Raw genomic sequence first — 14,821 nt, 5'->3', positions numbered from 1 at the left:
TGATTTCGTGGCCACAATAGGAAAAGTGATAACAATCAGGAGGATTCCCATGTCAAATAAACGTATCACCGCCTTGTCCTTAGGAATTATGCTAGCTTTCTTATCTTCCGCCTGTAGCAATAATACGCCTGAACCTAATCAAGCTGGTTCTAATGCCACCCCTACCGCATCCAATCAAAAGGTAAAACTGAAATATTGGACCCCGGATCGTGGTTTCTCCGAGCAAATTCGCGAAGAAGTGGATCGTTTCAATAAAACAAACAAAGACAATATAGAAGTCGAGTTATCCATTATGGCGGAAAACTACCCCCAATCGGTTGATATCGCCTTCTCCAGCAATCAAGCTCCGGACATCATACGTGTAAACAATGTTACCTTCATGCCGTTTCTAAAAAAAGGCTATCTGGACCCGCTTGATACTTACCTGCCGGCGGAGATGAAAAAGAAGTTTGAAGCCGTACTATCCGAAGAGATCAATATGAAGGATGGCAAAATTTATTCCCTTCCGAACTACGGCTATACTCACCGTCTCGTTTATAATAAGGAATTATTTGAAAAAGCGGGAATCAAGTCGCCTCCCCAAACGTTAGACGAGCTGGTTGCGAGTGCAAAGAAAATTACAGAATCCGGCAACGGAACCGCATTCGGCTTCTCCGCCAATCTAAAAAGCTCGCTTAATGCCATCGAGCGTTCCCCTCGTGCCATTGCCGAACTAAGCGGGTATCCCGGCTATGGTTATGATTTTAAAACGGGCAAATACGATTTCAGCGGGTTCAAGCCTATCATGGAAGCGTTCCGGCAAATGAAGAAAGACGGAAGCTTCTTCCCGGGCTCGGAATCTCTGGATATCGACCCGCTCCGCGCCCAGTTTGCGGAAGGGAAAATCGGCATGTACATCTCCATTTCTGCAGAGCCGAATGTATACAAGCAGCAGTTTCCCGCGAAAATCAAATGGGGAGCGGCCCTCCCACCATCTATTGACGGAAATATTCGCGGAGCTATCGGATTAACCCAAGCGGGTGCCTGGTTATCGATCAGCAGCAAATCGGCTCATAAAGCGGAGGCATGGAAGTTCCTGCAATTCCTTTATGGAGATGAAGTGCTTAATTCCTATTATGAAAAAGGCTTGGGAACCTCACTTGTTCCTTTCGTTCTAGCCAATGCTAAGAAACCTCAGCTTGAGGGAGTTGAAGGCTTTCTTCCAACCAAATACGATACGCTGCAGCCGGCTCCTCCAACCATTACTGTAGATGGTATGAACTATGGGGACGCCTTCCTTCGGTATATTCTCGATGGCGGAGACCTTAATGGCATCATCGCTGATTTGAATAAGAGATACAATCAAGCCTTAGACAAAGCACGCCAGTCGGGAGACGTTAAGCTGTCAGCCAATCCTGACTTTGATCCAGTGAAGCTTCAAGGCAAGCTTGTTAAATAGCGTTTGGGGAGGAAGCCTACCGGATGAAGAATGTGCGATATTACGCCGAAACCTATTCGTTTTTATTACCAAGCTTGGTTATTACGCTCATCTTTGCCGTATACCCCATTTTGTGGGCGATGCGATACATGGTTTACGACTATCCAGGTTATGGAAATGAATTGTTTGTAGGTCTCGGCAATTTTGAGAAGCTTCTAAACGACAAGCTGTACTGGCAGTCCGTCGTCAATACTTTCATTTACACCTTGGGCAAGCTTAGCGTGACTATCCCCACCGCATTAATACTAGCGGTCATATTGAATCAAAAGCTGCGGGGGAGGCAGTTTTTGAGAGCCGTATACTTCATGCCTACCGTCATAAGCACAGCGGTCATTTCCATTGTATTTTTCCTTATTTTCAATTCCTATAACGGTATTCTGAATCAGATGCTTCTTCGTCTCGGGATCATCAAAACCAATATCGATTGGCTTGGCAGTGACTATGGCATGATTACATTGATCATCGTCGCCATATGGGGAGCGGTCGGCAACTACATGCTGTTATTTATTGCCGGATTGCAAAGCATACCCCAGGATGTATACGAGAGCGCATCCATTGATGGAGCAAATCCGGCGCAGAAGCTATGGTACATCACCATTCCTATGCTTGGACAGGTACTGCAAATGATCGTTATGCTGGCCATTCTCGTTTCACTAAAGGGCTACGAAAGCATAATGTTAATTACAGAGGGTGGCCCTGCAGGTCGAACTGAGGTCATGTATTTATACGTTTACAAATTGTTTTTTCCCGTTTCCACAGGTTCAGCCGTCAACCAACAAATCGGCTACGGCAGCGCGGTCGGTTTCACATCCGCACTTATTGTCGGTATTGTCACGATGCTGTACTTTCAACTTTCACGTCGTCTGAACCAAACTTAAGGAAGGAAGGCGAGCTGCTTGCAAACCGTTCATAAACCGGTCGCTGAAACGGATAACAGAACCCATGCCGGTGCTTACCGTTTGTCTCGATTACCATCCCAGGTCTTCATCTGGCTGTTCCTCTTGGCCGTGCTCATTTTTACGTTGTTTCCAGTCCTTATTACCCTACTTGGCTCGTTGAAAACCAATGTCGAAGTAACCGCCGGGGGGACATTTTTCCCACAGCAATGGAAGTTTTCCAACTATATGGAAGCATGGAAGCAGGCGGATTTCGCCCGCTTCTCGTGGAATAGTCTTTTTATCAGCACCATGACGACAGTCATTGCACTGCTTATATCTTCCATGGCGGGATACGTCGTAAACCGCAGGGTGTTTCCGGGCAAACAGCTCTACAGCATGCTCCAAGCGTCCACCATGTTTATCTCGATTGGCGCTGTCGTTCTGCGTCCACAATTCGAATTGATTGTCGCGATGAATTTGAATTCCAGCTTGTGGGGGATTATTCTCATTCTGCTTGGCTCTCATGCCGCCGTCTTTTTCATGATTATCGGATTTTTCAACTCTATTCCGCGGGAGCTCGACGAAGCCGCAACCATGGACGGCTGCAGTTTCTACGGAGTTTTCTTCCGTATTATCCTTCCTTTGCTTCGCCCCGGATTAGCTGTCGGCGCCTTGTTCCAATTCCGAAATGCATGGAACGAGTACATCATACCGCTCGTTTTTACAATGACGAATCCCAAGCTTCAAACCTTGACAGTAGGTCTTGCTAATCTACGGTATGGCTATAATGCAGCTACTCAAACCCATCTGATGATGGCTGGAGCCTGTATTTCCTTAATGCCGATCTTAATTGTATATATTTTTGCAAACCGTTCCTTTATGCAGGTCACCGCCGGTTCTGTAAAAGGATAATACTAGAATACAAAGCTATAAGATAAGTCACCCCTGATATAAGAACAGGCTGTCCCAAAATTCATTTTGGGACAGCCCGTCCACCATTTGATCCTGAATAAGGCTGCAAAAGGACCCTCAATTCCATTTTGGTATTATAGGTTCTTTTGCACATTTTATGTGATGCCATTCACTCACTAGAGTTTACCCTTTGGAGATAGCCCTTCTTAGGTATTCTCAGCGTATAGCAGAGATGAGGTCGCTTTCCAATGCGTGCTAATCGCGGGGTTCCGGGTTCGTTTACAGCATGGCATGGCGGGGTTCCGCCCCACGCAATTAGCAGGAAAATGTCACGTTATTTTCTCCCAAAATAACGTTTAAAACCCTATAACTGGAATTTCTCATGCTAATTCTAAGGATTTGGGCTGATTTCAGCCCTATCACCTCTATTAGCAGGAGTTTTTCCAGTTAGATTGCTTTCAAACGAAATCGAGGCTGAATTACCGGGAGGATTTCCATCTATCGTCTTTTGTCGGCAGCCATAAGAGTATCCTGTGTCTCCTTTAACATAAGAAAAGGCATTTCAACTTTATCGCTGTAAAGCGCTTAAACACTCTTTTGTGTAAAAGAAAAACTTCGGATCGATGCCCATTCGATGAAGATGCATTCGTGTCTTAGTTGTTGCTTTTCTTACAGCCGCTGTTGAAATCGTGATCCTTTAAATGGAAGGATTACAGTGGGGGAACACAAGCTTTTTCAAAGGCAGGTTGCATACCGAGCATTCACCAGAGGTGACGATTAGGGCGGACGCTCACGCTCATCGATCCCACATCCCTGCCCTCTTTTGTTCTACTCTCTGCGGCGCCACTTCCTTATCCCCCCAAGCTGGTCTTCGAGCCGATATTCATAACAATGAATACTTTTGCTTTGTTCCATGTACACTTAGCCCCATCTCCTTTTAGAGGAGAAATCACCTACCCGCCAGTACTGCATCCATGAGAGTGAAGGGCAATAGAGGAAGCAATTGTTCCTCAATCACCTGAAAAGTCCAAAAAACAGAGTGATAAGGGAACATCTCCTTCTGTTATCACTCCGTTTTTGTGCATTAATGCTCCAATTGGGCCAACATTACGGAATTTCGACTTCAGATATCGCCTTAGATTAGTGGTGGCTGATGAAATAAAGGAACTTTCCGTTCCGCACAAAATCCTCCAGAGCTCATCGTTGCACAGCTTCGCCGCTTACCCTTTAAAAATCTCCCTTGATCATGGAGTACTTTAAATACCTTAAGCTCTAATGCAACTTTATTCTAAGTTAAGATAGGGTAAGCAGCTAAGCTCCTTCTTCAATCCCCAGAAAGCGCGGGGAGGCAGCTGGAGCTGACCTTGTCAGGTAGCTACTGAAGTCGTTTAAGACGAATTCGAAATTATTATATAAAGGATTATCGTGGATAATGTCGAAATAAACCGAAAAGACATACCAACTATAACTATCTTAAAGGATAGGGGATGATTATTATGAAATACACCGGTAGGGTCGGGCTACCTATACTGGCATTCTTTAGCTGGATGTTCCTAATCTTCTATTCTAAACTGTTTTATGGGAATTTGGACTATATCTACATTCTTTGTGCAATCATGTACATCGTATATGGTTGGTTTCTGGGCAAGAACTACGATACTGCGAAGTTTTATTCAGAGAAAGACTATCTCACCCAGACATATAATCGGAGATATGCTTTTAATGCATTGCCTAAACTCTTAACAAAGATGAGTCAGAGGAAAAAGGAATTAAGTTTGTTTGTAGTCTACGTGGATAAATTCATGCGGTGGAAATGGCGGAATTAATAAGTTTGGCAGACAAAAACATGTATACTGCTAAATCGGAAAAATCGCATGGATCAAACCCCAATAGGGTGAACACTGCTCATGTCCTATAAAGATCTTGTACACTTATACTAGTGCAAAAAAGTTAATTGTCAGAAAGTTCAGAATATATTGACTTTTAAAGTGTAACCGCTTACAATATAAAAACATCATACAAAAAGGAGTGATTTAAATACAGAAAATAGAGTGTGTAGCGATGCTGCTGGCGGGTGGTGAAGGCAAAAGATTACGCCATTTGACCACTAAGCTGGCAAAACCCGCCGTCCCCTTTGGCGGCAAATACCGAATCATTGATTTTACTTTGAGCAATTGCTGCAATTCAGGTTTTCACACAGTAGGAGTTCTGACCCAATATCAACCGCTGGTATTAAATTCCTACATTGGAATTGGGAGCTCGTGGGATTTGGATCGAAAAAACGGAGGTGTTACTGTCCTCCCCCCTTATGTCGAACAAAATGGAGGCAGGTGGTATAAAGGAACGGCGAATGCCATTTACCAAAACATAAGCTATTTGGAACAGTATGATCCATCTTATGTACTTGTCATTTCCGGTGATCACATTTATAAAATGAATTACGCTTCCATGCTTCAAAAACATAAAGAAGCTGACGCGGACGCCACGATTGCGGTTATTGAAGTTCCGATCGAAGAGGCCAGTCGCTTTGGCATCATGAATGTTGACAATGAGGACCGGATTATTGACTTTGAGGAAAAACCAACAATACCAAAGCATAACCTGGCCTCCATGGGGGTTTATATCTTTAACTGGAAATCGTTAAAAAAACATTTAATTACCGATGAACAAAATCCCGATTCAAGCAACGACTTCGGCAAAGATATCATTCCTGCCATGCTTGAAAGCAGCGAACATCTGCTAGCCTACCGATTCAACGACTACTGGAAAGATGTCGGAACCATTGACAGCCTCTGGGAAGCGCATATGGATTTGCTTTCAGACGATCCACCCTTTACTCTGCACGATTCCAAATGGCGGATTTATACAAAGAATCCTCATCAGCCCCCACAATATATCGCAAAAACCGCAAAAACTTCCCAATCACTAATAAATGAAGGCTGTCAGGTGTTCGGGGAAGTCGATCATTCCGTTCTATTTTACGGTGTTCATGTCGGTGAAAGAAGTCTGATAAAAGACTCCATTATTATGCCGCATGTCCAAATCGGAAGAAATGTGACCATCTACAGAGCCATAATTAGTCCGGGTACGATTATTGATGACGGAGTGCAGATCGGCAATCCGGATGAATCATCCGAAATCACATTAGTCGGGGAAAACCAGATTATTTCCTCAAATATTGAAGGAGCACTTGTATGAACAACGTATTAGGGATAATTAATCTGAGTATTAACCAGCCGCTCTTGCATGAACTTACATATTCCCGGGCAACCGCTACTGTCCCATTCGGAGGCAGGTACCGACTAATTGATTTTGTGCTTTCCAACATGGTGAATTCAGGGATCAATAACGTAGGTGTCCTTACTCATAATAACTATCGTTCTATCATCGACCATTTGGGTTCCGGCAAAGAGTGGGATTTGGATCATAAACAAAGAGGACTGTTCATTTTGCCTCCCCCCAATATGAACTCTTCCGGATTTAACGGCGATTTGCAAAACTTTTATGGACATCTCGAATATTTCGAACGTAGTACAGAGGAAATCGCGATAGTTTCCAGCAGCCACATGATCTGCAACATCAACTACACCGAAGCGGTCGAGTTTCACAAAAAGAGAAATGCGGACATCACGGTTATTTACAAGGAGTTGGATACTGCCCAGGAAAACTTATCCAACCTCATCATGCTGGAATTGAACGAAAACGGCCGTGTCGTCAGTATGACAGAAAACCACCTGAAGCCTGATAGCAATAAAGTGTATATGCGTATGATTATTCTAAGAAAAGAACTGCTGGTTGATCTGGTCAAAAAAAGCGTGGCGCAAAATTACTACGACCTGGTGCGTCATGTAATCATGCGAAACCTGGATCAATTAAACGTGTATGCCTACGAGTACAAAGGATATCTGGCTATTATCAATTCCATTCATAATTATTACAAATGCAGCATGGATTTATTAAAACCGGAAGTATGGAAAGCTCTCTTTATCCAGCGGGGTTTGATTTACACCAAAATTAAGGACGCACCACCAGCACTATATGCGAAAGATGCTCCTGTAACAAACTCGCTGGTAGCCAATGGCTGCATCATTGAGGGGACCGTAGAAAATAGCATTTTGTTCCGGGGAGTTAAAATCAAAAAAGGCGCGGTTATTAAAAACAGCATTCTGATGCAAAATTGCGTGGTAGAAGGTGACTCCGTTTTGGATCGCGTTATTTTGGATAAAGAAGTTTTTGTAACACCCGGAAACCAACTTATTGGAGAGCAAGCTACCCCTACCGTCTTTACTAAGAAAAGCAGCATTTAAACAATAGTACATAAGCATTATCCGTTTGTGGGGGAGCTCAGCCATGCCGAAGGAATTTGGCGATAAAGAAGACGGACCACTCGACGGCAGCTCAATCACCCAGGAATCGGTTTATAGTACCGTCTCCTCCCGCCTGTTCCTTCAGCTGGGTCTGATAACCGGGAGCCTTGTTTGGTATCCAGCCGTTACATTTCTCCGATGCATCCACATTAGGCTACCTTCTTGCATCCTCCTGTTCAATCTGCCCGATAACAACCCTACGCACCGTCTCGTGAAGAAGTTCCCTCATTTCAAACGAAATGCCATCATCAGTAACTAGGGTATGAATGCGCTGAAGCTCCATCCCATATAAAAAGCCAGTGCGGTTCGCTTTAGAGGAGTCTGCCATCAGAATGATTTGACTGCTTTGTTCTACCAGCATCTGAGCTATCTGAAGCGGATCCGGCTTGGAATAATACAAGCCTGTTGGCCCGAAGCCCATGCAGGAAAACAAAGCTTTATCAAAGCGGTACTGGCGCAGCTCGCATGATAGCCTGTATCCGAACGTTTTACCCTCTTCGTCCAATTCACCCCCAACCAAATACACCTTGAGTTTGCCTTTTTTTTGAATTAAATTCAATGCTACCATCGCCGAATTCGTTACAATCGTCAGGAATTTATCGGCAGGAACATACCTGGAGAGGGCAAGCCCTGAAGTATTCCCGTCAATGAATACACTATCCCCTTCCTCCAGCAGCAAAACGGCCTCACGCGCGATTGCAGTCTTGCGCTCCTGATTCAAATTCATTCGTTCATAAAAAGGCAGATCCCACGTGGTTTGCTCCTTCTTCACCGCACCCCCGTAGGTTCGGCGAAGATACCCTCTTTCGTCCAAAATACGAAGGTCCCGGCGGATAGTTTCCACCGAGACGTTGTAAGCTGCCACTAATTCCTCCACCGAGACGCTGCCTGTACGGCGAACTGCTTGAATAATCTCATTTCTGCGATGTACGGAACTCAAACTCAATTCCCTCCCGGGATGTTTATTTATATTCTTTTAACGCTTTTGCCGCATCATCCTGTGCTTTCTTCATAGCATCCGCAGGAGTCATCTTACCTGCCATCATGCCTTGGAGCGCTTCCCCTACAGATGTGTCCATCTTGCTTCGAGCCGCCGTTGATACGTCAATTCGAGCGTAAGGGAATACTTCTTCAAATGCCTGCTTTTTCTGTGGATTGTCTAAATAGTTTTTCTTAAGCAGATCTGTATTTTGAGCGGATTTGGTTGCTGGGAAGTATCCCGTTTTGGCCGCATAAATGGACTGTGCTTTGGAAGCGGCAAAATATTTAAGGAAAATCCATCCTGCCAACTGCTTTTCCGGTGTCGTTTTAAATAGCACCTGGTTGCCACCATAGAGCTCTGTAACTTTTTCCTTGGAGCCGCCTTGCGGAATCAATGTAATGCCCCACTTGAACTTATCCTTAACCAATTCGAGCTTAGAGCTGGTTCTTGCCGTCGTTCCTATCTCCATCGCAGCCCGGCCGTTTGTGAATTCCTGCTCGGTGTCTTGAGCCAGGACAATAGCCTTTTTGTCCGACAGGTTTTTGATCATAGAGGCCAGCTCGATGGCTTGCGGATTATTATAGTTCACTCCGCTTTGATCAAGCGCGATAGGGTCGATTCCGTAAGTCCGGAGCCATGAACGGAAAGATCCGCCGTTGTTGCCGTTGCTCATGACGAGAGCGGGAACGTTAGCTTTTTGGGTGATTTCCAGCGCCATCGTTTCGAATTCCTTCCAAGTGGCCGGCGGTTTATCGAAGCCTGCTTTCTTAAGCAGATCCATATTGTAGTAAACGCCCATCGAGCTGTTGCCATGCGGCCAACTCATCGTTTTGCCGCTATACTCAGGTATACGCTGACGCGCAAGCACACCAGGCATGATATCGTCCAGATCCTGCTTGCTTACACCGTAGGTCGGATCGTTAATGTACTCGTCAAGCGGCACAATGCGGCCAGCTTTCATATACTCAAGCGTATCGCTCTCATACGCCATAGATACAGCCGGAAGTCCCCCGCCCTGCAAAGCCGCCCGAACCTTTTTGTTCAAGTCGTCATAGCTTCCCTGAAACACTTCTTTAACGATGATTTTATCTTCATACTCCTTGTTGAATTCGCTAACCATCTCTTTAATAGCATCTCCGTAAATGGAAGCCTGAATGTGCCAAAAGTCGATGGTAATCGGACCGTTGCTGCCAAGCTTTATGCCTTGAGACGGTTGACTTTCTGTTTTACCGGTCTGAGGAGTTGACGTACCTCCCGAAGCCGGGCTGGCACCCTGCCCGACCGTACCGCAACCGACAACAGTCAACAATAGGGTTGCTGCCATAGCTGCTTTCCAACGATAACCTGCTTGGTTTTTATTCACTTGTAACACTCCCTTTTTTTTAAATGTCAGAATGTATAAGTTTTCAGCGGAGCTGAACCATTCTGATATTGCAAGAAAAGCTACCGCTAAGACACGAATGTATCTTCATCGAATGGCTTCGAATAGAAGCTTTACTTTTAATGTTTGCTTCAAACAGATGTGACCTGTCCAACAAGCTGATCCAACGTGATGCTCTCACCTGGGGTTGGATAATAGCGTTTCACGCCCCGGCTATCCAACAATGTCGGATGTACGCTGTGCAGCGGAATCAAGATGCGGGGATCAATCGCTTCCGCCATATCAGCGATTTCCTGAGGAGCCGCGTGGCCGCCTGTCGCACAGTAGCGGTAATCTACACCAAATTCCTTAAGCCAGCGGTGCAGTGTTTCGTCTGTCGGTGTTAGCGGATTGCCGTCTGCATGCACGTAAATCGGTGCTGTACAGCCCTGCTCGCCCATAGATTCAAGCTCAGCTAGCAGAGGAGTATGAGGATATATCAAGTAAACGGCATATTGACGGCGGTTTGTCGTAATTTCGGAAATAGTAATTGTCTTATAAGGCAGTTCTACGGACTCCTTGGGCTGAGGCCCTTTTGACCATTCAGGATTTTTCAGCACGCGGATGATATCACGGTCAATCTCAAGGGCAGGGTGGTTTCTCAATACCTCCACATTCGGTCCCGCCTCATGCCATAGAACTGCAGTGCTCTCATCCATTACAAGCGTCCGGCCCGCTTCCCGGGTCCGAACAATCAAATCCGCCACTCGTTCCACATTTCTGGCAAGGATGTTCACATACACAAGACCGTTGGTATCTTCCATTGCACGCCTGCACTCCACAGCTATATTTTGCTCGAATCGGTCCTTTGGTTTCCTGAACAGCGTATCCGGGCGAAGTCTCGTTCCCTCCGTGATAAGCACATCCACCTTTGCCGAACGACAGCGCTCTATAAAGCCATCGATTCGGTACGGATGGCGACCATGACGTCTCCAATCGGCCGTAAAAGCAATTTTGTACTTGGGGCCATGAATAATGAATCCGGTCACACCCGGTGTATCGTGGTCTACTTCTATAAACTCGACCGAAAATGCACCGAAATTCACGATCTCCCGATCTTGTACCGTATGGATGTCAGCCTGCGTATCACCATATTCTCCTGCGGCAATGACTGCGCGATACACGGCTTGTGCATCCCGATGCATCCATACAGGAATACCGGGACGAAGTGCAGGCAGAAGCGCCATATGATCTTGATGGATATGGCTTACAAAGCCATGCAGCTTATCGAAGGAAGGCAGACTTTCTTTCCCCCATACCCCTTTAAGCTCAGCCTCTCCAACATCCCCCAGGTAATCCGGATGGTAGAGTCCCGTTACCGGAGGGGCCATCCTCGTCAGCAGGTAGTTGCGAATTCCATGCTCAGGCTGGATGCGGGTTTCTCCTGCATACAGCCCCCATGTCATCCCCAGATCAAACACCAGCCCTGTGTCTCCACAGCCGTAGACAATATGCACGCCTCCGATTGTTGTCAAACCGCCATAAAATGTTAAGCTTTCCGTCATACGCTTCATCCTCCTTCTATTTAAGAAGCAGCTACTGCTTTAGCCTGCTGCAGTTGCTTTAAGAACTCTGTTAACTCATCAAGACCTGGTAAGTTCACATCCCACTTCTCTGTTTCGGAGGATGCGACAGGAGAGATCCATACCGTGCGGCCCCCAAGGCTACGAATAGGGTATAGGTCGTTCCATGCATGATCTCCTATGGATAATAGTTGATGGGGCTGTACATTCATTTTCTGCATGAGCTCCCGGGAGAAGCTTTCCAAACCGGCAGGTTTTCCCGTTGAGTAATGAATTTCATCAAACGAATTTATGCAGCCTAGAGCATGAATAAACTCCTGAGCCGTTTCTGACGGTGAATTGGTCAGCAGTATTTTCGCCTGTACGCCAGTTAAGCTGTCAATGGTCTCGAACAGCTCGTTATGCTTCGTAAAACCGCTTGCTCCAGCAAGCATTTCTTTTCTAACCTGGAAAAAGGCTGCACGACGCTTTTCTTCTGAAATCCCGTACCGATGAGCTGTTACACTAACAAGACTCCACGCATCTCCTGCATAGATCAGTCCGCTTCGGGATCCTTCCAATGCATCATCGTCGGACTCCACCGGCTCACCTTTCCAATCGAACGCCATAACCCGGTCATTAAACAGCCTCATCCATATGTCCCGGCCCGGGTGATACCAATCCCCAATTCGGCAAAGATTCTGCCCTTCCAGCATACGGGTCAACTCTTCCGTTACATCCTGCAAAGTGGCCTCATGCTCGGTTTCCATCAGCAAAATTTCCAAATATCGTTTATAAAACATGTCATCCCGATACAGCGTACCGTCCAAATCAAACAAAACCACTTCAATCTGACCAAGCCAATCCATTTGGGGCCCTCCCTTTTTTTCGATTCATGCAAAGCATCGTTCTATCCCTTTAATCCAGTAGACGCTATGCCTTGATGGAACCACCTTTGTGCAAAGACATACAGAAGCAAAATAGGAGCTATTGTAAATGTTGCAGCCGCCATCAAATGGTGATAGTTAGGCCCTTCTTCACTGACGAAATAGAGCAAACCAACCTGGATCGGGCGAAGTGATTCGCTTGAAGTGATCAGAAGCGGCCACATAACGCCGTTCCACTTGCCGATGAAAGCCAACAAAGCAGTAGTTACAATAGCAGGCAACGCCAAAGGGAGCAGCACGGTCCATAAATAACGCCAATGTGACATCCCGTCGGTCTGTGCAGCTTCCCAATATTCTCTCGGGATCGAAAGGAACGCCTGCCTCAGCAGAAAAATGGAGAATGCATCCGCTAAAAAGGGCAATATCATCCCCATATAGCTATCATAAAAGCCTTGCCCCCCCGTGCCTAACCAATCGTTCCCGCCCGCCCATGGAATATGCCGCAGTGTCACGAAATTCGGGACGATCGTCACGTCATACGGAATCATCATGGTAGTGACGACAAGCAGGAAAATAAATGATTTACTGCGATAGGAAAAGTGAGTGACTGAGTAAGCAATAGGTACGCAAATCAGCAGTTGAAGAGCGGTACCCAAGCCCGCAACGATTATTGTATTTACAAAATATTGGCCGAATGTGGACTCCGGCTTATTCCAAGCGTCCGTATAATTCCGAAAGTTCCACAGTTCCGGTATTAGCGTAGGGGGCATTCGATTGATTTCCTCCGCGGTCTTCAACGAAGTCAGCAGCATCCAGACGAAGGGAAACATCGCCGCAATAGCTAAGATAGCAATAACCCCTGTGATCAGCGCCCACACCGCTTTGGAGGACCAATGCGCCCCAATCCAACCCTGCATGTAATTCAAGCCTCCTTATCGATCCGCCTATTCCTAATGCAAGTAATGAACCTTCTTTTCACCGAAGCGTATCTGCAGCCATGTCAGTGCCAGCAGAATAACAAAAAGCAGCATCGATACCGCTGAAGCATAGCCTACTTGACCGAATACATAGAAGCTGCGGAAAATGTATAAGGGCAGAGACATCGTTGATCCGAGCGGCCCGCCTTCACCGCCTGAGAACACATAGAACGCGTTAAATGATTCAAACGCTCCGATTACCGATATAATGAGCAGCATAAACCAAGTCGGAGACAGCAGCGGTAATGTAATTCGGCGGATAATCGTCCACGTCCCTGCTCCATCCATTCGCGCTGCCTCGTTCAAATCATTGGGAATCTGTGAGAGACCCACTAGAAAAACCACAATCTGAAAACCTAGACTGTTCCAGATCGAGAAAATAATGATGACACATAGCGCCAGTGTCGGACCACCGAATACCGTCGGCACCCAGCCAGGCCAACTTCCGCCTAAAGCGGTCATGATTTTTACGAGTATCGGATCTGGATCTGTCAGCCACTGCTGACGGGTGAGTCCGATCCCCTCCAGTATCCCATTGGCCAAACCAACGTTTGGATGGAAAATCCATTTAAATACAATGGCTGCGGCCACATGAGAGGTGATGTACGGAAGAAAGAAAATAATCCTTAACACGGTTTTCCCTTTGCTCAAATAGAAAAGTACATAAGCTATACCGAATGAAATAAACAGTGTTGCCGGAATTGTACCTATAGCGTAATAGACCGTGATCAGTAAGCTTTGTCCGATATCCCCGGGCTGCCACCCTGTTCCGGGAACGTTCACCCATAGCTCCTCGGTGAAGATACGCGTATAGTTGTCCAGCCCGACAAACCGCTCGGGTACATATCCCCATTTCCAAAAGCTCATCCAAAACCCGAACAAGAGCGGCCAATACCGAAACAAAATCAATAGCGCCAAAGCCGGTAGTGCATAGGCTAACCCAATCCACCCCTCCCTTCGCTTTCGACGGCTTAACGGCTTCATGGCTGTTTTCTCCCGGGTTATCATCGCTTTCTCCGACTTCTTCCCCATCAGAGCCGTTTCTGTAGACATTCCTTTGTACCCCCTCTCACTCTATCAACTCTGAGACCTGAACTCTAAACTCCTTTTCCAACTCCGTTCTTATATTTCTAATTGTATAAACCTAATGTCAGTAGAAAATTAACGAGATTTTAAGATAATGTTTAAACCTTACCGTTCTTTACACTTTTCAGCATGAATATGTGTCTAAACGGTCATATCGCTACAAAACCGGTAAGATAAGCGAGGAAAAGGGCTCAAAACCGAAATCAGCGCTTGACGAAGTCATTCGATTTCGTCTCCTTGTCCAGCCTAGCCCTGGAAAAAAACTTAAGAACGGTAATGACAGCGTACACGACTTTATTCGAATTTATTCGACTTGAAGCCACTGCCTGCTCG

Annotated in this window: 11 protein-coding genes; 5 read left to right on the top strand and 6 right to left on the bottom strand. The window is 46.0% G+C overall.

All coding sequences use genetic code 11. From position 1 onward, the window contains the following. The first annotated feature begins 49 nt into the window (after positions 1-49). The 5 genes from ACFQ0C_RS31235 (at position 50) to glgD (ending at position 7,574) form a co-directional block, all read left to right on the top strand. Positions 50-1,438, top strand: a complete 1,389-nt coding sequence (locus ACFQ0C_RS31235; RefSeq protein ID WP_379372686.1) for an ABC transporter substrate-binding protein — start codon at positions 50-52, stop codon at positions 1,436-1,438. Between the two features lie 23 nt (positions 1,439-1,461). After that, a complete protein-coding gene (locus ACFQ0C_RS31230) occupies positions 1,462-2,355 on the top strand; it encodes a carbohydrate ABC transporter permease (protein ID WP_379372684.1) in 894 nt (297 codons plus the stop codon). A gap of 81 nt (positions 2,356-2,436) precedes the next feature. Continuing rightward, on the top strand, positions 2,437-3,267 hold the full coding sequence (locus ACFQ0C_RS31225; RefSeq protein ID WP_379372851.1) for a carbohydrate ABC transporter permease: 831 nt from the start codon (positions 2,437-2,439) through the stop codon (positions 3,265-3,267). Between the two features lie 2,037 nt (positions 3,268-5,304). Then, on the top strand, positions 5,305-6,465 hold the full coding sequence (locus ACFQ0C_RS31220; RefSeq protein WP_379372849.1) for a glucose-1-phosphate adenylyltransferase: 1,161 nt from the start codon (positions 5,305-5,307) through the stop codon (positions 6,463-6,465). Next, a complete protein-coding gene (gene glgD, locus ACFQ0C_RS31215) occupies positions 6,462-7,574 on the top strand; it encodes a glucose-1-phosphate adenylyltransferase subunit GlgD (RefSeq protein WP_379372682.1) in 1,113 nt (370 codons plus the stop codon). The genes ACFQ0C_RS31220 and glgD overlap by 4 nt, the downstream gene beginning before the upstream one ends. A 214-nt stretch (positions 7,575-7,788) precedes the next feature. Here glgD and ACFQ0C_RS31210 read toward each other — a convergent pair whose 3' ends face one another. The 6 genes from ACFQ0C_RS31210 to ACFQ0C_RS31185 all read right to left on the bottom strand — a co-directional run bounded on the left by ACFQ0C_RS31210 (position 7,789) and on the right by ACFQ0C_RS31185 (position 14,455). Beyond that, positions 7,789-8,574 (bottom strand): DeoR/GlpR family DNA-binding transcription regulator, encoded by a 786-nt coding sequence (locus ACFQ0C_RS31210; RefSeq protein WP_379372680.1) that lies wholly within the window; start codon positions 8,572-8,574, stop codon positions 7,789-7,791. A gap of 22 nt (positions 8,575-8,596) precedes the next feature. After that, on the bottom strand, positions 8,597-9,979 hold the full coding sequence (locus ACFQ0C_RS31205) for an ABC transporter substrate-binding protein (protein ID WP_379372678.1): 1,383 nt from the start codon (positions 9,977-9,979) through the stop codon (positions 8,597-8,599). Positions 9,980-10,128: 149 nt separating this feature from the next. Then, positions 10,129-11,541, bottom strand: coding sequence for an MBL fold metallo-hydrolase (locus tag ACFQ0C_RS31200; RefSeq protein WP_379372676.1), 1,413 nt, complete (start codon positions 11,539-11,541; stop codon positions 10,129-10,131). Between the two features lie 20 nt (positions 11,542-11,561). Beyond that, a complete protein-coding gene (locus ACFQ0C_RS31195) occupies positions 11,562-12,407 on the bottom strand; it encodes an HAD family hydrolase (protein WP_379372674.1) in 846 nt (281 codons plus the stop codon). A 41-nt stretch (positions 12,408-12,448) separates the two neighbouring features. Continuing rightward, entirely contained in the window at positions 12,449-13,342 is an 894-nt protein-coding gene (locus tag ACFQ0C_RS31190; protein WP_379372672.1) for a carbohydrate ABC transporter permease, read from the bottom strand. A 33-nt stretch (positions 13,343-13,375) separates the two neighbouring features. Beyond that, entirely contained in the window at positions 13,376-14,455 is a 1,080-nt protein-coding gene (locus tag ACFQ0C_RS31185; protein ID WP_379372670.1) for a carbohydrate ABC transporter permease, read from the bottom strand. Positions 14,456-14,821: the final 366 nt, after the last annotated feature.

This window comes from Paenibacillus sp. GCM10027630 (assembly GCF_042676305.1).
Lineage (GTDB): Bacteria > Bacillota > Bacilli > Paenibacillales > NBRC-103111 > Paenibacillus_S.
The sequence above is the reverse complement of the archived record's forward strand: the minus strand, read 5'-3'. Positions and strand labels throughout refer to the sequence as shown.

What these genes read in the sequence shown, in the direction of transcription:
- ACFQ0C_RS31235 (WP_379372686.1), top strand. Translation starts at nt 50, where the DNA reads ATGTCAAATAAACGTATCACCGCCTTGTCCTTAGGAATTATGCTAGCT.
- ACFQ0C_RS31200 (WP_379372676.1), bottom strand. Translation starts at nt 11,541, where the DNA reads ATGACGGAAAGCTTAACATTTTATGGCGGTTTGACAACAATCGGAGGC.
- ACFQ0C_RS31190 (WP_379372672.1), bottom strand. Translation starts at nt 13,342, where the DNA reads ATGCAGGGTTGGATTGGGGCGCATTGGTCCTCCAAAGCGGTGTGGGCG.
- ACFQ0C_RS31195 (WP_379372674.1), bottom strand. Translation starts at nt 12,407, where the DNA reads ATGGATTGGCTTGGTCAGATTGAAGTGGTTTTGTTTGATTTGGACGGT.
- glgD (WP_379372682.1), top strand. Translation starts at nt 6,462, where the DNA reads ATGAACAACGTATTAGGGATAATTAATCTGAGTATTAACCAGCCGCTC.
- ACFQ0C_RS31185 (WP_379372670.1), bottom strand. Translation starts at nt 14,455, where the DNA reads ATGTCTACAGAAACGGCTCTGATGGGGAAGAAGTCGGAGAAAGCGATG.
- ACFQ0C_RS31230 (WP_379372684.1), top strand. Translation starts at nt 1,462, where the DNA reads ATGAAGAATGTGCGATATTACGCCGAAACCTATTCGTTTTTATTACCA.